Origin of the sequence: Micromonospora sp. NPDC047793, assembly GCF_040642635.1 — a bacterium.
Classification (GTDB): Bacteria; Actinomycetota; Actinomycetes; order Mycobacteriales; family Micromonosporaceae; genus Micromonospora.
The window spans coordinates 170,640-194,486 of the sequence record NZ_JBEYSG010000007.1; the positions used below are offsets into that span (position 1 = coordinate 170,640).

Below are 23,847 nucleotides of genomic sequence, written 5' to 3' on the forward strand. Positions count from 1 at the left end.
CGACGGTCGCCGGGATGCCCGTCATCTGACACGCGACACGCCCGGCACAGCATCTGGTGTTGCCATCTCCGCACCGCACCCATATATGGTGTGCCCCGTAGCTGGTTCGACCGCCGCTCCACGGCGGTCGAGGCAAGAGGGAACCCGGTGTGAATCCGGGACTGCCCCGCAGCGGTGAGTGGGAACGACCGCCGTCATCACGCACTGGACCCGCCAGGTCTGGGAAGCGACGGCCAGTAGGCGCGAGCATCAGGCCCACGAGTCCGAAGACCTGCCAGCGCGCCGCACGCGACGTGTGCGGCGGTCGAAGGCCGCGTGGGACGGCCGACGCCAGGAGCTGGTCGTGACGGCAGCAGTGCCGTCGGCAGACCGGCGGCGTCCTCCCGCGCGGACCCGACGATCTCGGGGACAGGCGTGAGGAGGGGAACATGACGGTGACCCAGGAGCAGGCGGGGCCGGAGCAACGCCGGCACGTCATGCAGGTCCGCAAGCGGAACGGCGACACCGAGCCAGTGGACGTCAACAAGATCGTCAAGGCGGTCGAGCGGTGGGTCGCCGACCTGGACGAGATCGACCCGCTGCGGGTGGCGACGAAGACCATCAGCGGGCTGTACGACGGCGCGACCACGGCCGAGATGGACAAGCTCTCCATCCAGACCGCGGCCGAACTGATCGGTGAGGAGCCGCAGTACTCGAAGCTGGCGGCCCGACTGCTGGCCGCGTACGTGGACAAGGAGGTCCGCGGACAGCAGGTGGCCAGCTTCAGCCAGTCCATCCGGTACGCACACGGCCTGGGCCTGATCGGCGACGACACCGCCGCGTTCGTGGCCCGCAACGCCCGCAAGCTGGACGACGCCGTCGACCCGGCGGGGGACCTGCGCTTCGAGTACTTCGGCCTGCGCACGGTCGCCGACCGCTACCTGCTGCGGCACCCGCAGACCCGGCTCGTGGTGGAGACGCCGCAGTACTGGCTGTTGCGCGTCGCCTGCGGCCTGTCGCAGACGCCCGGCGAGGCGATCGGCTTCTACCGGCTGATGTCCAGCCTGGCCTACCTGCCCAGCTCACCGACGCTGTTCAACTCCGGCACCCGGCACACGCAGATGTCCTCGTGCTTCCTGGTCGACTCGCCGCGCGACGAGCTCGACTCCATCTACGAGCGCTACCACCAGGTCGCGAAGCTGTCCAAGTTCTCCGGCGGCATCGGCATCTCCTGGTCCCGGGTACGCGGTCGGGGCGCCCTGATCCGGGGCACCAACGGCAGGTCGAACGGCATCGTGCCGTTCCTCAAGACGCTGGACGCCGGGGTTGCCGCGGTCAACCAGGGCGGCCGTCGCAAGGGCGCGGCCTGCGTCTACCTCGAACCGTGGCACCCGGACGTGGAGGAGTTCCTCGAACTGCGGGACAACACCGGCGAGGAGTCCCGGCGTACGCACAACCTGAACCTCGCCAACTGGATTCCGGACGAGTTCATGCGCCGGGTCGAGGCGGACGGCGACTGGTCGCTGGTCGACCCGTCGGACGCCCCCGAGCTGCCCGACCTGTTCGGTGAGGCGTTCGACGAGGCGTACCGCGCGGCGGAGAAGAAGGCGGTCAAGACCGTCAAGGCCCGAGACCTGTACGGCCGGATGATGCGGACGCTCGCGCAGACCGGCAACGGGTGGATGACCTTCAAGGACGCCTCGAACCGGCTCTCCAACCAGACCGGTGCCCCGGGCAACACCATCCACCTGTCGAACCTCTGCACCGAGATCCTGGAGGTCAACGATGACGCCGAGACGGCGGTCTGCAACCTCGGGTCGGTCAACCTGGGCGCGCACGTCACCGCGGACGGGGTCGACTGGGAGCGGCTGCGCGCGACGGTGCGGACCGCCGTGGTGTTCCTGGACCGGGTGATCGACATCAACTACTACCCGGCCGAGCAGGCGGCGGCGTCGAACCCGCGCTGGCGCCCCGTCGGGCTCGGGCTGATGGGCCTCCAGGACGCGCTCTTCACGCTGCGCCTGCCGTTCGACTCCCCGGCCGCCCGGGAGCTGTCGACCCGCGTGCAGGAGGAGATCTTCCTGACCGCGTTGGAGACCTCCGCCGGGCTCGCCGAGCGGTTCGGCCCGCATCCCGCGTACGCCGAGACCCGCGCCGCCCGGGGTGAGCTGCACCCGGACCTGTGGGGCGCCGAGGTCGGCCAGACCGAGCGGTGGGCCGCGCTGCGCGAGACGATCGGTCGGCACGGCCTGCGGAACTCGCTGCTGGTGGCGATCGCCCCGACCGCCACCATCGCCTCGATCGCCGGCTGCTACGAGTGCATCGAGCCGCAGGTGTCCAACCTGTTCAAGCGCGAGACGATGTCCGGCGAGTTCCTCCAGATCAACACCTATCTGGTCCGCGAACTGAAGGCGCGCGGGCTGTGGACGGCCCCGATCCGGGAGCAGATCAAGCGCGCCGAGGGTTCCGTGCAGGGCGTGGTCGAGCTGCCCGCCGACGTACGCGAGCTGTTCCGGACCGCGTGGGAGCTGCCGCAGCGGGCGCTGATCGACCTGGCGGCGGCCCGCGCCCCCTTCATCGACCAGTCGCAGTCGCTGAACCTGTTCCTGAGCGCGCCGACCATCGGCAAGCTCTCCTCGATGTACCTGTACGCCTGGAAGTCCGGGCTGAAGACCACCTACTACCTGCGGTCGCGTCCGGCGACCCGAATCCAGCAGGCCACTGTCGCCGTCACCCCGAGCGTCACGCCGGTCGTGGCGGTCAGCGACGACGAGGCGTTGGCCTGCTCCCTGGAGAACCCCGAGAGCTGCGAGGCATGCCAGTGACCACCGTCTCCGAGACCAGCACCAGCACCGGCGTGGGGGAGCGGCACCTGCTGCTCGACCCCGGCATGGACCTGACCCTGCGGCCGATGCGCTACCCGCAGTTCTTCGACCGCTTCAAGGACGCCATCAAGAACACCTGGACGGTGGAGGAGGTCGATCTGCACTCCGACCTCGCCGACCTGGCCAAACTCTCCCCGGCCGAGCAGCACCTGGTGTCCCGGCTCGTGGCGTTCTTCGCCACCGGCGACACCATCGTCGCCAACAACCTCGTGCTCAACCTCTATCAGCACGTCAACTCGCCGGAAGGCCGGCTGTACCTCTCCCGGCAGCTGTTCGAGGAAGCGGTGCACGTCCAGTTCTACCTAAACCTGCTGGACACCTACGTTCCGGACGAAAAGGAACGGTTCGAGGCGTTCGCGGCGGTGGAGAACATCCCGTCGATCGCCCGCAAGGCCGAGTTCTGCTTCAAGTGGATCGACTCCATCTTCGACCTGCGCGAGCTGCGGACCCGCGAGGACCGGCGGGCCTTCCTGCTGAACCTGATCTGCTTCGCCGCCTGCATCGAGGGCCTGTTCTTCTACGGCGCTTTCGCCTACGTCTACTTCCTGCGCTCCCGGGGGCTGCTGCACGGCCTCGCCTCGGGCACCAACTGGGTGTTCCGCGACGAGTCCATGCACATGGCCTTCGCCTTCGACGTGGTCGACACCGTCCGCGCCGAGGAGCCGGACCTGTTCGACGCCGAGCTGGAGCAGCAGGTCAAGGACATGCTGGCCGAGGCGGTCGAGTGCGAGGTGCAGTTCGCCGTCGACCTGCTGGAGCAGGGCGTCTCCGGCATGTCGCCGGCCGACATGCGGGAGTACCTCCAGCACGTGGCCGACCGGCGGCTGGCCGTCCTCGGCATCGCACCGATGTACGGCAGCGGCAACCCGTTCGCGTTCATGGAGTTGCAGGACGTCCAGGAGCTGTCGAACTTCTTCGAGCGGCGGGTCTCCGCCTACCAGGTCGGGGTGACCGGCTCGGTCAGCTTCGACGACGACTTCTGAGCCGCTGAGGTGTACCGCTGTCCCGGGTGGCAGGACGCCGCCCGGGACAGCAGCGCTCCCGGCTCGTGCTCCGGTCTGCGTCCGGCGCCGGTCCGTGCTCCGGTCGGTGTCCGGCTGGGTCATGTCATCGGCCCCTTTCGAGCTGAGTCGTTTGCGCTATCGGCCCCCCGCGATCCGTCCCTGCTGTCAGCTCGACAGGGCCCGCACCCGACTCGCCGGCCCGCACCTCGCGTCCCGCGCCGCACCCCGCGTCCCACGCCGCCCTGCACCCGCGCGGGTGCAGGGCGAGGTCGGGTAGTCGGGCCGGGGGTCGGTCAGGAGCCGGCCGGGCAGCACCTGCCCCCGGGTGACGGCGTCCGCAGGTCGACGCGGATCGCCTCCAGGAGAACTCCGGACGCCTGCTCGACCACGACGGGCGCGCGAGCCCGCAGTGGATCGGCCGGGCCGGACGGGGCCGGCGGCAGCGGGACGAGGGTGCAGTCGGTGACCACCACGTCTCGGTATTCCAGCACCCGCACCGAGTGGTCGACCTCGCTGCGTCCCCAGCCCGCGATCCGCACCGCGTACAACGGGCCGTTCCAGGCGACGTGGATCCGCGACACCCGGATGCGTTCGCCGATCGAGGTGCCGTGCGCCCGGTGGAAACGGTCGGTGTTGTCGCCGGGCAGCAGCCGGAAGCCGATCTCCACCTCCGACAGGCAGGCCCGGTCCACCTCGACGTCGTGCACCGAGCTGAGGTAGAAGCCCTCGAAGGCGTCGGAGACCCGCAGGTCGGAGATGGTGACGTGATGCGGGTGGTAGGAGGGGCCACGGATCGCGTCGACCCCGTCGCCGACCGCTCCCCAGTGCACGGCGACCCCGGTGCAGCCGCCGACGATCGTCACGTCGGAGATTACGACGTCCCGGACCGCACCGACCAGGGTGACGCAGTTGGCCGTCCGGGTGCCGGGACGCTCCACCCGGACACCGTGGATCCGTACGTCGGAGATCCACTCCGTCTCGGTCGGGTAGAGGTACCTGCCGACGGTGACGGCGGTGCCCCGGTCGCCGCCGTGCGAGCCGGGGGCACACGGCGGCGGGCGCAGACCGATGTCCCGCACGGTGACCCGCGAGCCGAGCACGTGGATCAGCGGCTCGCCGTCCGACGCGGACGAGGTCAGCCAGGTCCGGACCGTCCCGTCCGCCGGTGGGGCGCCGGCCAGGGTCCAGCCGTCGCCGACGACCAGTCCCCGGTCGAGCGGGTAGGTGCCGGCCGGCAGCCGCAGCGTGCCGCCTGACCCGGACCCCAGGATCCGCGCCACGGCGGCCCGGTTGGCAGTCGGGTCGTCGGTGAGTACCGGGTCGTGGCCGGGGGAGCCGGTCACGACCACTCCAGCTCGACGACCCGGCAGACGACCTCGCAGACCCGTCGGCGCATCGCGGTGGCGTCGGGTTCGTCCACTCCGATCAGCACCGGACCCGGCGTCGTCCGGGTGACCACCACGTCGAGCGTCTCCGCGTCGTCGGTGGTCACCGCCACCCGGCAGTCACCGCCGTCGACCAGGTTCGCGGCGCGTACGCGGAGCTGCTCCGGGCGCGGTGGCCCGGTGAACGGCGACGCCTCGAACAACGCGTACCCGGCCCCGCGCTGCGCCACCCGGACCGCCTTCAATACGGTCTGTGCCTTGCCGCGACGCATCCACGCCCGACGGGGGTCGCGGATGGCGGAGGGAGCCACCGAGGCGGTGGTCACCCGGAGGCGGCACCGCACCGACGTGGCGTCGGCGTTGACCACGACGAATCCGGTGCGGGCGGGACCCTCACCGCGCCCGCGTGCCCCCACCAGACCACCGGCGCTGGCCAGGCCGGTGTGCTGGGCGGCCTGCCCGGTCACCCGGCCCGAGGTGCCCGGCGGATCGACGTCGTCGAGTGCGGTGACCTCCACCTGGTTGATCCGTACACCGACCGCGGCCAGCGCGCTCAACGACGGGGACGCCCACGCCGGCAGCGTCGCCTCCGCTACCTCGACGATCAGCAGCTCGTCCGCGCCGATCTCCTCCGCGCCCAGGTCGAACTCGACCCAGGCGTGCGCCTCGACCATCCGTAGCCGGCCGTGCTGACGGCGGATCAGGGCGGCGACCCGGTCGGTGCCCTGTGCCCGGACCATCACCAGCCGGGGCAGCTCGCGGACGCCCCGGGTCGGTGCGGCCACCCGGGACCAGGCGGTCTGCGAGGCGCCGTCGACGTGCAGGTCGACGCGGACGCGGACCGCCCGCCCGCCGGTGCGGACCTTGAGGACGACCGCGCCGGAGACGCCCTGGACCCGTCCCAGGATCGCGACGCCCCGGGCCATCCGGTCGGCCACCAGCACCTCGGAGTCCGCGCCGGAGGCGAAGAGCGCGGGCAGACCGCGTGGCGCGGCCGGCTCGTCGAACTCGGTGGCGAACCACGTGCCGACGGCCACTACCGGACTCCTTCCGGCGCCCGCAGGTCCGTCCGGGTCAGCACCGGCTCCCGCCGGGTCCACATCCGGGCGACGGCGTCGAACAGCGGATCGGCGTCGCTCTCGATGTGCCGGAAGGCGGTCTGCACCGCCTTGAGCAGATACCCGGCGGGCCACACCTCCCAGTGCGGCACCTGCGGGGTGACCAGGTCGGTGGCGCTGCGATAGAACCACAGCCAGAGTCGCGCCCGCTCGACCTGCTCGACCGAGATCAGCTCCTGTCCACCGCAGAGACCGCTGATCGCCGCGTCGAGCGCCTTCCGGTACGCCTCCGGATCCTCCACCACGGTGGACAGACCACACTCGCTCCACTCGGACCACCCCGCCTGGATCACCGGGATGCCGTACGCGGGCAGCTCGTTGCTCACGCTGCCCCGGACGGTGACGCCCAGGTCGACCAGGCTCCACAGGCCGTTCTTGCTCAGCTCGCTGCTGGGCTGGAACACCATGTGCCGGTGCCGCCCGTGGCGGGCGGCGACCGAGTCGAAGAAGCCGGTGCTGTCGTAGCGGAACTGGCTCGGGTGGTCCTGGAACAGCCACTGCACCTCCGTGCAGGTGCCGGCATACCGCGCGGTCTCCTCGAACCAGTCGGCCAGGGTGGGGAAGGACTGGTGGTTGGTGCCGGGGGCGTCGGACACCGCGTGGTTGAAGACCGCCACCACCGGCCGGGTCGGGTCGAAGCCCAGCCGCGCCGCGAAGTGGGTCCGCAGCCGGGCCCGTTCCGCGCTGTTGCTGATGTCCACGGAGGCGCTCGCACCGCCGCGCCACCAGCTCGGCCGACCCAGGTTGACCTTCGACCGCCAGGCCACCAGCTCCGCGTTGCGCCGCACCTCGTCGCGCCGCGACCAGACGCGTTCGGCGAAGAAGGCGCCGATCTGGTGGGTGAGTTCACCCCGTAACGTGTGCCGGCCGGTGTCCGCCTCGGGGAACAGCGCGTACGCCTTCAGGCACCCGGTCTGCTGGGTGTGCACCACCGGTACGCCGGCCCGCCGCGCCGAGTCCACCGCGAGCCCCCAGTGGTCGTAGTCGACGTGACTGGTCACCAGCGCCACCACGGATCCGCCACCGAGCAGGGCGTCGTAGCCGGACGAGATGGCTCGGGCCAACGCCTCCCGCCGCCGGTAGCGCGGGTCGGCGCCGGGCTCCTCGGGCGGGCGGGGCCGCTTGGTCACCCGGCAGTAGGTGGCGCTGACGAACTCGGCCAGCGTCGCCGCGTCGATCGACGGGCCGGGGGTCAACCGCCTGCCGAACAGCTCCACCGGCACATGCTCGGGCGTACCCGACCGGGCCGGGCCCTCGACAAGCTGATAGAGGTCCACCACCTCGGTCGCGCCGTACGCCCGGGCGAGACGCTCGACGAGCTTGACGTCGAACTCGGTCCACAGCGCCTCGTGCCACATCTGCTCGACGCCGGTGACGACGACGAGGTGGGCGGGCACGATCCGGCGGATCGCGTTGGCGACCGCCAGGTTGCGCATCGCCACTCGGATGTCCTGGTGGAACACCTCGACGACGAGGTACCGCTCCGACGACGCGGCGCCCACGTTCTTGCGCCAGTAGACAGCGGCGGAGTCGAGGAACGCCTCGAACTCCTTCTTGTCAGCCCCGAGCCACACCCGAAACCCGTCCTTCTCCCGATACGTGAGTCGGCGTCGGACGCTACGGCCACGGTACGCACGGGAGCCGAACGGACGGTGACCGGCCGGTGAAGAACCCCGATCCGGCGCGGCGGGCGCCGGGCGGGCGTGCGGGACGCCGTCGCTCAGTCGGACGACCCCGCCACGGCGAGCACCACACCGCTCACCGGCCGGGTCGGGATGCGGTGCAGCGGGATGTCCAGGTCCTGATCCGGGACCCGGTAGTCGAGGCGGGCCAGCCGGACGGCGAGCGCACCCAGCAGCGCGACGGTGATCTGTTCACCGGGGCATCGGTGGCCGGTGCGGGGGTCGCCGCCGCCCTGTGGGACCAGGTCGAACGGGCCGATCTCCCGGTGGACGAAGCGGTCCGGGTCGAACCGGTACGGCTCCGGCCACAGTCGGGCGTCGTGGTTCTGGCCGTACAGGTCGAGCAGCACGATGGCGCCGCTCGGGATGTCGGTGCCCCGCCAGCTCAGGTCGGTCGCCGCGCGCCCGCCGACGAAGGGCGCGAACGGGTAGAAGCGGCGGACCTCGTGGGCGAACGCCTCGACGAAGGCGGGCTCCGCCGCGCGCAGCCGGTCCCGGTGCGCGGGCCACCGGTGCAGGGCGTGCCCGGCGAAGGCCACGAACCAGGTGATCGCCACCGTCGGCCGGATGATGTTGAGCAACTCCACCGCGGCGGTCTTCGGATCGAGCAGCCGCCCGTCGCTGTCCTCGTGCGCGGCCACCGCCGCCAGCGCCGAGCCCTCCGGCGCGGCGGCCTCGCCCCGGCGTACCCGGTCGACGAGATCGCCGAACCGGCGTTCGAGGCGTCCCCGGGAGCGACGGGCCCGCCAGTGCCGTGGCCCGGCGGTGGCGAAGCCGTCCACCTCGGCGACCAGGTTCGCGGCGAGTTCCGGCACGTCCCGGTCGTCCACCGGGGCCCCGGTCCAGTCGCAGACCGCGCGGGTCAACACCTCGGCGGTCTCCGTGAACAGCACCACCCGCCGACCCGCCCAGGACCGCGCGGCCTCGTCCCAGGCCACCTCGGTCCGGGTCACCAGCCCGTCGAAGCCGCCGCTCATCAGCAGCGAGGTGAACATCGCCTTACGCACCCGGTGCGGCTCACCGTCGAGGGTGTGCACCGCCCCCTTGCCGAACAGCGTGCCGCGGATCGGTTCCGGGATCGCCCCGTGCCGCCGGATGTGGCGCTCGTCGTAGAAGAAACGGGCCGCGTCGGGGCCGTGTAGCGCCACGGCGGTCTGGCCCAGCAGACGGGTACGCACCACGTCCGTCTGATCCGCACGCAGGCGGTTCGGCAGCCACCCGTAGCCCTGGATCGCGAGTGTCAGGGTGTCGTCCACCCGATGCAGCAGGTCAGTCGGCATACCGGTGGTCCTGCCCGTTCACCCGACGGTCAAACCGGCCCCGCCGGACACGAACGGGGCGGGGCATGCGCGCCGAGCCCACCGTCGGCGGTGGTGGCGGGGTGGCGCAGCGGTTGCGGGAACCCGGTAAGTAAGTGTTTACTTATGCGATGGGTCGTCGGGACGAGATCATCGACGTGGCGCTGCGTCTCTTCGCCGAGCAGGGCTACCGGGCGACCACGATCACGCAGATCGAGGCCGCCGCCGGGCTGTCTCCCGGCGCGGGCGGGCTCTACCGCCACGTCGGGTCGAAACGCGAACTGCTCGTGGCCGCCTTCGACCGGGTCCTGCACAGTCGCCGTGCCGCACAGGCCCAACCCGGGATCGCCGACCTCACCGCCCCGCGCACCGCGATCGCGGTCGCCGGCCGGGCGGTGCTCGCCACCGTCGAGGCGGACCGGGACCTCTACCGACTCGTCCTACGCGGCGGCGGCGACCTGCCGGTCGACCTCACCGACGTCTACCAGCGGCTGTTCCAACCGGGCTTCGACGAGGTCGCCGCCTGGCTGGCGCAGCTCGCCGGAGACCGTCCCCGGTTCGACGCGGAAGCCGTCGCCGCCGTGAGTCTGTCGTCGCTGTTCTATTTCGCGATCAGCGAGTTCACCTACGGCTGCCCGCCGGGACACGTCGCGCGGGACCGCTTCCTCGCGGCGTGGGCCGAGGGGCTGCTCGCCCAACTCGGAGCGTGACATGAGGACCGTCTTCAGCGGCGGCACGATCCGCACCATGGACCCCGCCCACCCGGTCGTCGAGGCGGTGGCGATCGACGGCGAGGTGATTCTCTCGGCCGGGGACGCGGTGACCGTACGCGCCGCCGCCGGTCCCGGCGCGCCCGTGCACGACCTCGCCGGCCGGACCCTGCTACCCGGCTTCGTCGACCCGCACCACCACCTCTATCTGGTGGCCGCTGACGAGCACACCCGGGCCTTCGACGCGCATCCCGCGACACTGCGCGAGCTGCTCGACCGGATCGCCGCCGTCGTCCGTGCCGACCACGGCACCGGCTGGCTGCGCCTGCACGGGGTACGCCCGCTGCACCTGGCCGAGGGTCGCCTGCCGACCGCCTCCGAACTGGACACCGCCTGCCCGGACCGGCCGTTGCACCTGTTCTCGGTCACCTATCACGAGTCCACGGTCAACTCCGCCGGCCTGGCCGCCCTCGGGTACGGCAGCGCCACCCCCGACCCGGGCGGCGGCCACCTGGAACGGGACCGCCGTGGACGCCCCACCGGCGTCCTCGTCGAACAGGCCAGCTTCGTCGCCGAGTCGCTGACCCGCCGCGCCACCGGCGACGACGACGCCTGGGTGGATCGCGCCGTCGCGCACAGCCGGATCCTGGCCCGGCACGGCATCACCCGCATCGGCGACCTCGCGGTGCCGCCGGAGGGCGCCGCCCGGTACGCCCGCGCCGCGCCCGAGTTGGCGGTGACCGTGCACCGCTGGCATGTCGGCGCGGCCGAGATCGGTGACCCCACCCTGCCCGACCTCGACCCGGATCGGGATCACGGACATCCCCGTACCCCGCTCGGTGGCTTCAAGCTCCTCGTCGACGGCGGCGAGCGGTGCGACCTGTGCCTCACGGGTGGACAGATGCTCCGTTCGGTCGCCGGCATGCCCCGGGCGCTGCTGCGGCACGGGCGCCGGGCCCTGGCCCTGTCCCGGCGTGGTGGCACCCCGACCCGCCGCCCGGACGGCCGCTGGCACAACGGCCTTCGCGTGCTGGATCGTGACCGGCTGACCACCGCTGTCCGGGCGGCGGTCGACCGTGGCCTGCCGCCGGCCCTGCACGCGGTCGGAAACGGTGCCCTCGCCGACGCCCTCGCCGCCGTCGACGGGCTCGACACCCCGATCCGGATCGAGCACGCGATGGTCTGCGATCCGGCCACCGCGCGTCGGCTCGCCGACGCGGGCGTGCACGTGGTCACGCAGCCGTCCTTCCTGCACGACCTCGGCGCGGAGCTGACGGTGCTCCCGTTGCCCGCACCGTTGCGGCTCGTCCCGCTGCGCACGTTGCGCGACGCCGGAGCGTCGGTGGCGGCCAGCACCGACTATCCGGCCGGCACGCTCTCGCCTCTGGTCGGCATCCAGGCCGCGGTCACCCGACGCGTGGCGGGCGGCGACATCGTCCACCCGGACGAGGGTCTCACCGTCACCGAAGCCCTGGCGGCCTACACCCGGGACGCCGCCGTGGCGCTGGGGCTGGCCGGCCGGGCCGGTGTGCTGCGCCCCGGGGCCGCCGCCGACCTGGTCGAACTGGACCAGGACCCGGTGCACGCCGACCCCGACCATCTCGGCGACATCGCCGTCACCGGCACCTGGTGCGCCGGCCGCCGGACCGCCTGAGCCGCCCTCGTCCCGAGACGGTCAGGTCGACGCGACGACGGTGGTCCACGCTCCGGGACCGGAACGTGGACCACCGTCGGGTCAGCGATCGCGTCGAAGATCAGAACTCACATTGCTGCGGGAACTTGGCGCAGGTGGAGATCGAGGCACCCCGCGCCGGGATGTCGCTCCACCGGTCGGCGTCGACATCGGCCAGCGAGCCGTCACTGATCGAGTCGACGATGGCCCAGAGCCCGTCGACGTTCTGCTTGATCAGGTAGCCGCTGCTCTTGTGGCCGATGCCGCCGCGCGACTCGAAGAACATCGCGTTGCTGCGCCAGTTGGCGTACTCGCCGCGCGGCCCGGGGCCGTCGAGCATCGCGGCCGAGGTGACGCCCTCCGGGATGTTGATGTACGGGTAGCGGGTCACGTTGACCACTCCGCTGCGACCCGCCGCGTCCGCGGCCACCACGCCCATCCGGCGTACGGTGTCCCACTGCTGCGGGGTGAGCATGCCGGGGTCGAGGGAGATGCCGACCGAGAACGTGGTCATCTCGTCGGTGTCGCCGACGACGTACGTGCCCTGGTGGTGCAGGTCGATGATGTGGTGTGGTTTGAAGTCGGCCCAGACGTACCAGAACGCCTGCGACTCGACGGCACGGTGCCGGGTGTAGTTGGCGAAGGTCTGCTCGGACAGCGGCGCCTGACCGAGACCGGCCCGGACCGCGTTGAGCCGGTCGAAGATCGGCCGGTCCACTCCCCAGTCGCGGTTGAGGTCGACGTTGTGGACGCTGTCCTGCCGCCGGTACGCCTCGGAACCGTCCGGGTTGTAGATCGGGACGACCGCGAAGCTGACCTGCTGCAACACCTCCCGCGCGTGCTTACCGCCGGAGACGAGCGTCTTCAGGAAGCCCAACGAGGCCTCGGCGCCGTACGGCTCGTTGCCGTGGATGCGGCCCTGGATCCAGATCCGGGTGCTGCCGGTGCCGATGAAGGCCACCTCCAGCGGGCGGCCCTGGCCACTGCGGCCGACCTCCTGCACCCGCAGGGCGCCCTTGCTGCGGGCCTGCAACGCACGCAGCTCGGCCGAGACCTCGGCGGCGCTGAGCATCGAGGAGCGGTTGACGGTCTCCTGGTTCGGCGGCACGAACGGCCCGTTCGCCTGGGCGGTTCCGGGTACGACGGCGGGGGCGAGCAGGAGCGCGGCGAGGAGGATGAGATGCCGGCGACGTGGTCTGGACACTGGTGACGTCCCTTCTCGGGTGACCGCGGGTAGCGCCCAGCAAGACGACCGTGTGCGACTCCGCGCGCCGGTGAGCGCCGCTGTGCTGGCTGGCTGCGACCTTCCCGGTCGGAAGGCTCCGCGGTGCGCTCATTCAACAAGGGGGCGTTTTCGCAGGTCAAGGGCGGTGGAGAAGTTCCGTCGTCTGTTCAGGATCGGGTGCTCGCGGCTCCGTCGAATGTCCTACGCGGCCCGCTCCGCCACCCGTCGCCGGGTACGCCGATGGCGGCCATCGCTCTGCGCGATGGCCGCCATCCGCCGACTCCGGCCCCGGCGTCGACCGGGGCCGGAGTCGACTCCTACAGGTTGGCGCAGTATCCGACGCTGTGGGTGCTGGCGCCGGGTTTCAGGGTGCGGTTCCAGTCCACACCGCTGATCCGGTAGCTGCCGTCGTCCTGGCGTTCCCGGGTGAAGTTCCACGCGGTGTAGATGTCGCCCTCCAGGTCGACGATCGCGGTCCAGGCCACCGGCTTGTCGCCGGTGTTGGTGGCGGTGACGGTGGCGCAGTAGCCCCCGCCGCTGTCGGAGTTCCACCGGGCCACCCGGGTGAGCGTGACCTCCACGGTGGAGCCCTCGACCAGCCGGCCGACGCCCCAACGGGCGGTGCTCTGGTAGCCGACACCCTCCTGCTCGGCCCAGTTGCGGATCGACGTGCGCGTACCACCGGAGGCGTCGTTGACCTGGAAGTCCAGGCCGTGGAACGTGTCGATGCCGCCGTACTCGAGCAGGCTGATCGCGGCCTCGACGGTGTAGCCCGTCGCGGTCCGCACGGCCGCGCTGGTCAACCGTCCCGCCTGGAACCCCTCGTCACCGGTGCCGAACGACACCACGTTGTCGGCGTTGATCCGGATCTGGGTGTCGTCGTAGCGGAAGGAGCCGTTCTTGGCGTTGCCCGCGTCGACGTAGATCTCGACCGAGTCCTGGGTCCACGGGTCCGACCCGGAGACGTCCACCTCCGGATCGGTCACCTCGGCCAGCACGTAGAGCGTCTGGTCCCGCCACAGCGTACGGACCTGCGCCACCGCCCCGTCGGTGCCGGAGACCTGCTTCGCCGTGGTCACCGTGCTCGCCTGCGCCCAGACGGTGTCCACCGTGCCGTCGACCACCGGCGCGCTCGGTGCCCGGCGCACCTCCAGGTACGACAACTCCTCCACCAGGGTCAGGGTGCCCACCGCACCCGGCGTGTTCCAGCCGGAGGTGGTGCCGTCGTCGGTGACCCGGACGTCGAGGGAGAGCGTGTCGCCCCGGGTCGCCTCGGTCAGCGGCAGGTGGGCGACCAGGTGGTAGCCGCCGTCCCGGGCCGCCGCCACCGCCGGTACGTCACCCGTGCCGTCCCGCCGGACCCGGTAGGTCTCCCCGTTCAGGACGAACTCGACCCGGTCGTCGGCGGAGACCGTGGCATCGGTGACCGTGACGTAGGCGGTGAGGTGGTCCGGTGCCCAGCGCAACTGGAACCGGGCCGCCTCCTCCACCGGGTGCAGCGGCAGCTTGCGCCAGGTCAGATCCGTCGGTGCGGCGGCCGTCAGGGGTACGTCCCCGGCGAAGACGGTGGCGGTGCGCAGCCGGGCGGGCAGCTCACCGTCGACCGCGCCGTAGTAGGCGGGCTTGGCGCGCAGGCTGTCGTCGAAGAGCAGCGGCGCGCCGTTGCCGGACCGCCACGAGCGACCGTCGGTCAACCCCCACACGGTGACGGCCAGCAGATCGTCGGTGTGCTCCCGGAAGATCCGGAACGCGTCCCGGTAGTAGTAGCCCTGCTCGATCAGGTTCGCCTGGGTGACCGGCGTGCCGGTGGTGACGTCGAGTTCCGTGACGGCCTGCGTCACCGGCAGGTCGGTGAACGCGTCCAGCGCCGCCTCCAGGCTGCTCACCGGCGTGGCCAGCGAGACGTGGAACTGGTGGCCCACGCCGTCGACCGGCACACCCCGGGCGATCAGCCGCTCCACCAGTGCCCGGTAGCGGGCCTGCTTGCCGCTCTGCTCGGTGTTGTAGTCGTTGATGAACAGGGTCACCGGGTCGGTGCCGTCGACCGCGTACACGTCGTTGAACGCCTCGTCGGCGTACTCGAACGTCAGGTCGATGAAGGACTCGCCGAGGATCCGGTACCACTCGCTGCGGCGCAGGCCGTCGGCGTACTCGCCGCTGTCGCTGACCACCTCGTTGACCGCGTCGAAGGCGTTCAGCGGGTTGGTGGCGGAGCCGAAGGCGCCGTACCGCTCACTCAGTGACCGGGCGACGGCGAAGATGTGCGTGCGCAGCCGCTCGCGCAGCACCTGCTGGTCGGCGGCGGACGTGCCCAGCGGCTGCCCGGCCGCGTCCTGGAAGAACCAGGCCGGCGTCTGGCTGTGCCAGACCAGCACGTGACCGTAGACCTTCAGGTCGTTGTCGCGGGCGAAGTCCATCAGGGTCAGCGCCTGGTCGTGCGGGCGGAAGGCGCCCTCGTCGTCGTACCAGGCCTCCGGCTTCATGTGGTTCTCCGCCGTGATCTGGTTGAAGTGCCGGATCAGCAGTTGCGCGGCGGCACCCTCGGTCTCCCGGCCGTCGATCGCCACCCCGACCGGGAAGTCGGTGGTCTCGTGGATGCCGGTGAGGTCCTCCACCACCGGCGGCTCGGGCACCCGGACGACGATGTCGTCGGCGAGGAAGTCACTGGTGTTGCCGGGCACGTCCGCGCCCTGCCAGCGGGTCTCGACGTAGAGGTACGCGCTCTCCGCCGCCGGCACCGTGAAGCGGGCCGTCACCTGCGTCCACCCGGTGTTGGTGACGGTGGTGAACTGGGCCAGGGTGGCGAACGACTGGCTGCCGCCGCTGGTGCTGGCCAGGCTGAGCCAGACCTCGTCGGTCGGCTGGCCCTCGGCGAAGCGCAGCCAGGCGCTGAACTCGTACGTCACACCCGGCTCGACGAGCCCGGTCACGTCCCGGCCGAGCCCGGCGCCCTGGTTGACCCGGTCGCTGACCAGCGCCGCGGCCTCCCCGCCGTGTGCGACGTCGGTCAGCGTGACGCTCGGCGCCCCCGGCCCGCCGTCGCGTGGGCCCCAACCGTCCAACCCGTCCTCGAAGTCGGTGTCGACGACCACCGTGCCCGGCGCCGGTCCGGTGCCGCCGTCCGGCGCGGTGACCAGTACGTCGTCGAGCAGGAACGGGGTGGTTCCCTCCGCCTCGACGTAGAGGGTGGCCGCGCTGAGCCCGGTGGGCAGCGTGTAGTCGCCGCCGATCCGCACCCACTCGTCCGCACCCGCGGACACGCTGTCGCCGATCCAGGTGTACGTGTTGTCGCCGCCGTCGGCCGGCGTCGACTCGACGGTGAAGTGCACACCGGCGGTGCCCTCGGTGCCGGCCGGGAGCTTCACCCAGGCGCTGACCGAGTAGCGGGTACCGGGGGTGAACAGGGCCGTCGCGCTGGTCGCCGGGCCCTGCCAGTTCGCCGTCCGGCCGGTGATCGAGAGGCTGTTGTCGCTGTCGTGGCCCTCCGGCGCGATAGCGAGGGTCACATCGCCCCGAGCCCCCCACGGCGCGTACGAGCCGGACTCGAAGTCGGAGGAGAGGACGGTCTGCGCGGCGGCGGCCGGACCGGGTGCGACGGCGACCGCCGCGACGAGTGTGGTGGTGCAGAGGACGGCGAGAAGTCGCGATCGCTGTCGCGATCGGCGAGCGGATTTCCAGAAGCGCATCGGTGTTCCCTTTACGCGATCGGGGCTGGTGGCGGGGTGATTCACCGGAGGCGTACCGGACGCATCCAAGCGCGTGCATGTTATGTCGGACCGAATGTCGTGACCAGAACTTCCGGAAAGTTTCGGAAAATGGATCGGTAACGATCGGCCTGACGGAGGTTGACAGCGATGTGTAAGGAAGGGTCCCCTGCTATGCACCAGGCGATAGCAGGGGACCCTTCCTTACCTCGGAACTGACGGGAACGGTCGCCGCGTCAGGCGGTACGGGTCACAGCCCGGCCGCCGCGTCGTACCGGCGCCGCAGGTCGGCCATCTCCCCGGGCTCCAGCGACTCCTTCTGCGCCAGGTCGGCGTACTTCGCCGGGAACATCTGCCGCAGCCGGTCGATGAAGAAGACGTCCTCGGTCGCCTCGACCACCTGGATGCCCGGCGGGTTGGTGGAGCGGTCCATGATGACCGGACCGGCCAGCTTGACCGCCCAGTCCCAGGTGCGCTTCTGCTCGGCCACCCCGCAGAGGTGGAAGCCGTAGACCGTCCGGACGTCGGCGATCGAGGTCACCTCGGCCGGCTCGAAGCCGTAGACGTGGACCCCGCAGACCACCTCCGGCGGCGTCTCCTGCCCGTCGGCCGCCTGCTGGGGCGTATGGCCGGCGTGGTTGTGCTGCCCCGGGTCCGCCTGTTCGAGCGTGGCGCGCATCCAGGTCATGAGCTGCCCGCGCAGGTCCGTCGGCTTCGTGTCCGTCTCGGCCGCGCTGACCAGCGCCACTGCGGTCACCGAGACCGTCAGCACGATCACCGCCACCCACACGAAGCGGTTCCGGTACCACCCCGCCACACTCTGTCGGGAAATCATGACTGCTTCTCACCTCGTCGCCGGTTCTGCTGCGTCGGCAGATCACGTCGGACACCCCCGGCACGTCCGCGCCGCAGCCGCGTCGCTGACGAGAACCGGAGGACACACGTACGGCGGGGACACCTGCCCGGAAATGTGCCCGTCGTCGTGGTGATGGCCTGGCGATGCGGCGCGCGACCGTCTGCCGATGCGGCGCGCTGCCGGCATAGCACTGCTCCCGTGCTGGCCGTTCCCAGCGCGTTTGCCCCCGCGCTGCGGCGATATGAGCCATTCCAGCATGCGCGGACCAGGTCCGGCAACATCGACCGTCGCCGAGGTGGCTATTCCGTCCCGTGGGCCATCGCGAGGTCGTGAAGAGCGTCGACCACCGGCTGACCGTGCGGTGGATCTCCCGATCGACTCATCCGGCGTGCTCCCGCGGGTCCGGCCGGCCGACGGCCAGCGCCAGGAACGGCCGGGCGGTCAGGTCGTACCCACCGGCGACGCCGGACGGCGCGGCCGGATGCGGATTCCGGAACAGGCATCCGCCGAAACCCCGCCGCACCGCCAGCAGGTGGGCGGCGTGCAGGCTGGCGCCGGAACGCAGCAACAGGGTGAGGTGGACGTCGACGCCCTGCCCGGTCGGCGCGGTGCCCAGATCCCACACCGGCGCCAGCACGCACGGCGCCGTGGCGAACGGGCCCGAGGCCAGCCCGGCCATCGCCTCGGCCGCCGGTAGCCCGGCCGCGTCGATCAGCTCGCCGTCGCGGTACTCGTGGACGCCCGGGGTGGTGCCGGTGACCGCGCGGACGAACACCAACCAGCGGGCCGCGTCGGTGTCCTCCGGTGCGACCGGCTGCGCGGCGTCGACGGCGGCCTGACAGACCCGCAGCACGTCGGCGCGGGGCAGCGGGTCGGCGAGGTACCGCCGCACCGGCCGCCGAGTCCGCAGGAGAGGGTCCACGTTCTCACCGGAGAGCCGGGACACCGGGATCGGTAGCCGTGGCAGGGGGCGACCGGCCAGCGGCGTTCGTCGCCGGGCCGGGTGAACCAGGCCCGTGGCCCGGTCGCCCGACGAGTTGTGCCGGGGCGGCGGGTTCTCACTCATCGACACCTCCGGAGGAGATCAGAACGCCGGTGGCCGTTTCGTCCCGACCGGCCCGGCCGCCGGTGGGCCGGCCCGCCCAGACCGTGGTGGGCGTGGCGGTCCGGACCGTCGGCGGTCCCGATGCCGACGGTCCGGACCGCCACGCCCACCGGAGTGGCCCCAGGTGGGGTCGGTCGCCGTCGGTCGTCAAGCCGCCCGCTCGGCCAGGTCGGTGTCGGCGAGCCGGTCGGTGAACTCGTGCCAGGCGCGGGCGCAGGCCTCCCCGACGTCGCGCAGCACGTCGCGGCAGTGGCCCGGGGTGGCGTCGGCGACCGCATCGGACTGCTCGGCGAGCGCCAACGTGGCGGAGACCAACCGCAGCAGCGTCCGCCCGCGCTCGGTGTAGCGCAGCGACGGGTCGTTGGCCAGCCGCTCCAGCCCGGCCCGCAACACCGGTCCGAGCGGATCGGCGGCACCGGTCCCGGGCGGGGCGCACGGCGAGGTCACCACCGTGCCCTCTCGCGCGTCGGTCGCCATGGTCGTCAGTTGCCGACGGACGTCGAAGGCGGTGCCCACCGAGATGCCGGTCTCCCGCGCCACCTCGCGCAGGCTGGCCTCCGGTCGACGACGCATCAGCTCCGCGGCCCGCCGCCGACCGTCCGCAGCGGACAGTGGCCGCTGGCGTCCGTCCCGGCCCAGCCGGATGTTCGGATGTGCACCGTCGTCGGTCGAAGACCGGCGCAGCGTCGCCACCGTACGCGGGGACACGCCGCAGACCGAGGCGATCCACCGGTCCGAACGCTCCGGGTGCGAGGAGAGGATCCGACGGGCGGCGGCGGCCCGCTCGGGGCCGGTCAGCGGCATCCCGTGCCGCACGTTGAGGTGGACGGCGGCGACGAACGCGTCGTCGTCGCAGCCGTCGAAGAAGGTCACCGGGATCTGCCGGTCGCCGCGCAACCGTGCCGCCGCCAGCCGCTGCGCACCGTCGACGACCCGCATCGTCGACCGCTGCACCAGGATCGGCGGAAGCACCTCGACCGACTCGGCCAACTGCTGGATCCGGCCGGTACCGGCCACCGACGACCGAGGTGAACAGCCGACGACCACCGAGGTGGTGTCGACGAGAGTCACCTCCCGGCTCTGGACGCCCTGGATCCGTTCCCGCATGTACACCTCGACAGCCCCCGTTTGGGAAAGATCATCGATTGGCGGCCGATGGTACGGTCTCCGGCGTATCCGTCGCGCACAATTGGCGTACAAATGAATTGTCCTCGACTCTTGGCGGTCGGCCGGTCCGGCCGCGCGACGACGCGGTTCGGATGGTGTCCGGTCCCATGACTCAGGCCGTCGGCTGAGGTGACTGATGCTTCTCCGCTTCCACCTTCTCGGCCCGTTGTCGGTGTCCCGGGACGGGCACCCGGTCGACCTCGGCTCGGTCAAACAACGACTGCTGCTGGCCCTGATGTTGACCCGACCCGGTGAGGCCGTACCCGCCGACGAACTGGTGAACGTGCTCTGGGGCGACCAGCCGCCGGCCTCCGCCGCAGCCAACATCCGCACCTACGTGCGCGGGCTGCGGCAGGCGATCGACTGCGACGGCCGGATCGTCACCACCGCCGGTGGCTACCTGCTGCGGGTGGAGGCGGAGGAACGCGACCTGGACCGCTTCGACGCCGCCGTGGCGCGCGGGCGCACCGCCGTGACCTGCGGCGATCCGGTTCGTGCCGAGGCCGAGTTGGCGCAGGCGCTGGCGCTGTGGCGAGGCCCCGTCCTGGCCGGGCTGCCGTTGCCCCGGGCGCTGTCGCGCTGGGTGGGGCAGGTGACCGAGCGGCGTCTGCTGGCCGAGGAGGACCACGCCGGCACCCAGCTCGCGCTCGGTGCGGCGGCGCAGGTGATCCCCCGACTGCGGGCCCTGCTCGAACGGCATCCGCTACGGCAGCGTGCCTGGGCGCACCTGATGACCGGCCTGTACCACAGCGGGGACGTGGCCGGAGCGACGGCGGCCTTCCGGCAGGCCCGGCAGGTGCTGGCCGAGGAGACCGGAATGGACCCGGGGCCCGAGCTGACCCGCCTGCACGACGACATCCTGCACCACCGCTGCCCGCCGCCCGGCCCGCCACCGCGTGCCGAACCCGCGCCCGCCACCGCCCGGACCCGCCCGGCGCAGCTGCCGCTCACCACGCCCGACTTCGTCGGCCGTCGGGAGCAGCTCGCCCGCCTCGACGCGGTCGTCGGACACCCGGCCGGCGGACCGACCTCCGTGGTCGTCACCGTGGTGTGCGGGATGGCCGGGGTCGGCAAGACCACCCTGGCGCTGCACTGGGCGCACCGGGCCGCCGACCGCTTCCCCGACGGGCAGCTCTACGTCAACCTGCGTGGCTACGACGAGGGCGAGACGGTCTCCCCGGCCGACGCCCTGCTCGGCTTCCTGGAGGCGCTGGACGTACCACTGGCCCGCATACCCAGCAGCCAGCACGCCCGCACCGGCCTGTACCGCAGTCTGCTGGCCGACCGCGAGATGCTCATCGTGCTGGACAACGCCCGCGACGCCGACCAGGTGCGCCCGCTCCTGCCGGGCGCGGGTCGCTGCGTCGTCGTGGTGACCAGCCGGGACCAGCTCAGCACGCTGGTCGCCGTCGAGGGCGCCCGACTGCTGACCCTCGACGTGCTGACCGACACCGAGTCGACGCACCTGCTGCGCAGCCGGGTCGACGGCAGCCGTCTGGACGCCGAACCGGCCGCCGTCGCCGAGATGATCGAGGCTGCCGGCCGGCTGCCGCTCGCGCTCTCCATCGTCGCGGCCCGGGTGGCCACCCGGCCCACGTTCCCGCTGGAGGCGGTCGTCGCCGAGCTGCGGGCCCCGGAGACCCGGCTCGCGGTGCTCGCCGACGGCGACGTACGGCGGGTGTTCTCCTGGTCGTACGAGGCGCTGAGCCCGGACGCGGCACGCCTGTTCCGCCTGCTGGGCCTGCACCCGGGACCGGAGCTGAGCGGCTTCGCCGCCGCCGCGCTGCTTGGCTGGCCGCGTGTCGCGGTCGCCCCGGTGCTCATCGAACTGACCCGGCTGCACCTGCTGACCGAGCACCGTCCGGACCGGTACGCCTTCCACGACCTGCTGCGGTCGTACGCGGCCGAGTTGTCCCACGCCGACGAGCCGGCCGACCAGCGGTGGGCGGCCCATCGCCGGTTGTACGACCACTACCTGCACAGCGCCGAACCGGCCGGTCGCCTGGTGCAGCCGCAGTGGCCGCCGGTCACCGCGCTGCCGGCGTTACCCGGCAACGTCCGCGTGCCGATGGTCGACCAGGACGCCGCGCTGGCCTGGTTCACCGCCGAACGGCACGTGCTGCTCCGGGTGGTCCGGCAGGCCACCGCCACCGGTTTCGACGCGTACGCCTGGCGGCTGGCCTGGGCGCTGACCACGTTCCTCGCGCCGGGCGGGCTCTGGCAGGACCAGTTGACCGCCCAGCAGGCCGCGTTGGAGTCGGCGGAACGTCTCGGTGACCTGGAGGCGCAGGCCACCGCCAACCGCCTGCTCGGCCGGGCCGCCTACCGGTTGGGCGAGTACGACACCGCCGGTGACCGCCTCCAGCGCGCGATCACGTTGTACGAGAAGCTCGGCGACCAGGACGGACTGGCGCAGACGCTGCACAACTACACCGAGCACTGCTTCGTGCTCGGCCGACGGGACGAGGCGTTGACGCACGCCCACGAGGCGTTGCGCCTCTACCGGCTCGTCGGCAACCGGGCGGGCGAGGGGCGGGCGCTGAACGCGATCGGTTACCTCCACGCCGTGCTGGGCAACCACCGGCAGGCGATCGCGGACTGCACCGAGGCGCTCGCCCAGCAACGGCTGATCGACGACCGCAACGGGCAGGCGGCGACGCTGGACAGCCTGGGCTTCGCCTATCACGGCATGGGGGAGTACCAGTCGGCGGTGGACTGCTACGAGCAGTCCATCGAGTTGTTCCGGAACTCGGCCGACCGCTACCACCAGGCGGAGACCCTGACCCGTCTCGGCGACACCCGCGCCGCCATGGACGACCTCGACGGGGCGACGGCGGCCTGGCGGCTGGCCGCCTCCATCTTCGACGACCTGGGCGACCCGGCCGCCGAGGGCGCCCGGCGTCGGCTTGCCGAGGTGCCGCGCTCCGGCTAGGCGGCGCGGCGCCGGTCAGCCGAGGAAGCGGTGCAGGGCCTCGGTCAGCCCGGCCGGGTTCTCCTCGGCCACGTGGTGACCGGACTCGATCGGGTGCCCGCGCAGGTCGTCGGCCCACGGGCGCCACACGGCGAGCGGGTCGCCGTACAGGTCGGCCAGGTCGTCGCGGGTCGTCCAGAGCAGCAGCGTGGGACAGCGGACGGTACGCCCGACCCGCCGGTCGGCCTCCTCGTGCTCGCGGTCGACGCCGAGGCCGGCCCGGTAGTCCTCCAGCATCGCGCGGACCGTGGCCGGGTCGTGGACGGCCTGGCGGAACTCCCGGTGGTTCTCGACGCCCATGGTCTCCGGCCGGGCCTTGTCGCCGTACCAGGCGTCCGGGTCGGCACCGATGACGCGTTCCGGCGTGTCCGGCTGGGCGAAGAAGAACCAGTGGTACCACCGCCGGGCGAAGGTCGCGTCGCAGCGGGCGAGGGCCTCACTGATCGGTACGCCGTCGACGACCACCAGCCGGTCGACCGCGTCGGGATGGTCCAGGGCCAGCCGGAGTGCCACGTAGCAGCCCCGGTCGTGGCCCACGGCGGTGAACGTCGGATGACCCAGCGCCCGCATCAGCCGGACCATGTCCCCGGCGACCGCACGCTTGGACTGCTGCGAGTGGTCGGGCCGGATCGGCACCGTGCCGGACTGCCCGTAGCCGCGCATGTCCGGGCAGACGACGGTGTACCCGAGGTCCACCAGGCGTGGGGCGACCCGGTGCCACGTCGCCCCGGTCCGGGGGTGTCCGTGCACCAGCAGCACCGGGGGGCCGTGCCCGCCGTGCCGGACCCGTAGCTCCACCTCGCCGACGTCGATCCGTTCATCGGTGAATCCGTCGAACATGCACGAGACGTACCCCGATCGCTGCCCGGCCAACAGTGACGCGGCCGGGTCCGGCAGAGGTCCCGCCGTACTAGCTATGCACGCCGGTGCCGGGCCGGATCTGCCCCGTCGATGCCTTCGCGGATCGTCACGGAGGGACCGCGAGCGGCGCGGCAGCACGGCGAACGCAAGGTATCGAATCGGATTCCACCTGCGGATCGGATCTTCCCCTGTTGGTGGGTCGCATGCTACGAATACGTATGCACA

The 23,847-nt window shown here is 72.0% G+C and carries 15 protein-coding genes and 1 riboswitch; of the genes, 5 read left to right on the plus strand and 10 right to left on the minus strand.

Features of this window, described 5'->3' with window-relative positions; all coding sequences use genetic code 11:
* Positions 1 to 85 precede the first annotated feature (85 nt).
* Positions 86 to 294: riboswitch (cobalamin riboswitch) on the plus strand.
* Positions 295 to 428: 134 nt separating this feature from the next.
* Both ABZ738_RS16750 and ABZ738_RS16755 read left to right on the plus strand, forming a co-directional pair.
* Positions 429 to 2,804, plus strand: coding sequence for a ribonucleoside-diphosphate reductase subunit alpha (locus tag ABZ738_RS16750; protein WP_131055833.1), 2,376 nt, complete (start codon positions 429 to 431; stop codon positions 2,802 to 2,804).
* Entirely contained in the window at positions 2,795 to 3,847 is a 1,053-nt protein-coding gene (locus tag ABZ738_RS16755; RefSeq protein ID WP_131055835.1) for a ribonucleotide-diphosphate reductase subunit beta, read from the plus strand. Before ABZ738_RS16750 ends, ABZ738_RS16755 begins: the two co-directional genes overlap by 10 nt.
* A 314-nt stretch (positions 3,848 to 4,161) precedes the next feature.
* On the opposite strand, the gene ABZ738_RS16760 is transcribed toward ABZ738_RS16755, so the two are convergent.
* From ABZ738_RS16760 to ABZ738_RS16775, 4 genes are all read right to left on the minus strand, one after another.
* Positions 4,162 to 5,211, minus strand: coding sequence for a hypothetical protein (locus tag ABZ738_RS16760; protein WP_131053349.1), 1,050 nt, complete (start codon positions 5,209 to 5,211; stop codon positions 4,162 to 4,164).
* Positions 5,208 to 6,290, minus strand: coding sequence for a hypothetical protein (locus ABZ738_RS16765; protein ID WP_357214126.1), 1,083 nt, complete (start codon positions 6,288 to 6,290; stop codon positions 5,208 to 5,210). The genes ABZ738_RS16760 and ABZ738_RS16765 overlap by 4 nt, the downstream gene beginning before the upstream one ends.
* On the minus strand, positions 6,290 to 7,945 hold the full coding sequence (locus ABZ738_RS16770; RefSeq protein WP_131053351.1) for a hypothetical protein: 1,656 nt from the start codon (positions 7,943 to 7,945) through the stop codon (positions 6,290 to 6,292). The genes ABZ738_RS16765 and ABZ738_RS16770 overlap by 1 nt, the downstream gene beginning before the upstream one ends.
* 146 nt (positions 7,946 to 8,091) lie before the next feature.
* Positions 8,092 to 9,333 (minus strand): cytochrome P450, encoded by a 1,242-nt coding sequence (locus ABZ738_RS16775; protein ID WP_131053352.1) that lies wholly within the window; start codon positions 9,331 to 9,333, stop codon positions 8,092 to 8,094.
* 149 nt (positions 9,334 to 9,482) lie between these two features.
* On the opposite strand from ABZ738_RS16775, the gene ABZ738_RS16780 reads away from it, so the two are divergent.
* A complete protein-coding gene (locus tag ABZ738_RS16780; RefSeq protein ID WP_131053353.1) occupies positions 9,483 to 10,061 on the plus strand; it encodes a TetR/AcrR family transcriptional regulator in 579 nt (192 codons plus the stop codon).
* 1 nt (position 10,062) lies between these two features.
* Positions 10,063 to 11,715 (plus strand): amidohydrolase family protein, encoded by a 1,653-nt coding sequence (locus tag ABZ738_RS16785; protein ID WP_176093767.1) that lies wholly within the window; start codon positions 10,063 to 10,065, stop codon positions 11,713 to 11,715.
* 100 nt (positions 11,716 to 11,815) lie between these two features.
* Here the strand turns inward: ABZ738_RS16785 and ABZ738_RS16790 are convergent, their stop codons facing one another.
* The 5 genes from ABZ738_RS16790 to ABZ738_RS16810 form a co-directional block, all read right to left on the minus strand.
* Positions 11,816 to 12,937 carry a M14 family zinc carboxypeptidase gene (locus ABZ738_RS16790; RefSeq protein WP_357214133.1) on the minus strand — a complete coding sequence of 374 codons (1,122 nt, stop codon included), beginning with the start codon at positions 12,935 to 12,937 and terminating at the stop codon, positions 11,816 to 11,818.
* A gap of 338 nt (positions 12,938 to 13,275) precedes the next feature.
* Positions 13,276 to 16,644: an endo-1,4-beta-xylanase gene (locus ABZ738_RS16795; protein ID WP_357214136.1), complete on the minus strand. Its 3,369-nt coding sequence runs from the start codon at positions 16,642 to 16,644 to the stop codon at positions 13,276 to 13,278.
* Between the two features lie 268 nt (positions 16,645 to 16,912).
* The gene (locus ABZ738_RS16800; protein WP_131053357.1) at positions 16,913 to 17,497 is read right to left on the minus strand and encodes a hypothetical protein; all 585 of its coding nucleotides are present in this window, start codon (positions 17,495 to 17,497) and stop codon (positions 16,913 to 16,915) included.
* A gap of 400 nt (positions 17,498 to 17,897) precedes the next feature.
* On the minus strand, positions 17,898 to 18,584 hold the full coding sequence (locus ABZ738_RS16805; protein WP_131053358.1) for a hypothetical protein: 687 nt from the start codon (positions 18,582 to 18,584) through the stop codon (positions 17,898 to 17,900).
* A 186-nt stretch (positions 18,585 to 18,770) separates the two neighbouring features.
* Positions 18,771 to 19,730, minus strand: coding sequence for a ParB N-terminal domain-containing protein (locus ABZ738_RS16810; RefSeq protein WP_131057766.1), 960 nt, complete (start codon positions 19,728 to 19,730; stop codon positions 18,771 to 18,773).
* A gap of 196 nt (positions 19,731 to 19,926) precedes the next feature.
* Here ABZ738_RS16810 and ABZ738_RS16815 point away from each other — a divergent pair, with 196 nt between their 5' ends.
* Entirely contained in the window at positions 19,927 to 22,722 is a 2,796-nt protein-coding gene (locus ABZ738_RS16815) for a BTAD domain-containing putative transcriptional regulator (protein WP_357214142.1), read from the plus strand.
* A gap of 15 nt (positions 22,723 to 22,737) precedes the next feature.
* Here ABZ738_RS16815 and ABZ738_RS16820 read toward each other — a convergent pair whose 3' ends face one another.
* Positions 22,738 to 23,601, minus strand: a complete 864-nt coding sequence (locus ABZ738_RS16820; RefSeq protein WP_131056065.1) for an alpha/beta hydrolase — start codon at positions 23,599 to 23,601, stop codon at positions 22,738 to 22,740.
* Between the last annotated feature and the right edge of the window lie 246 nt (positions 23,602 to 23,847).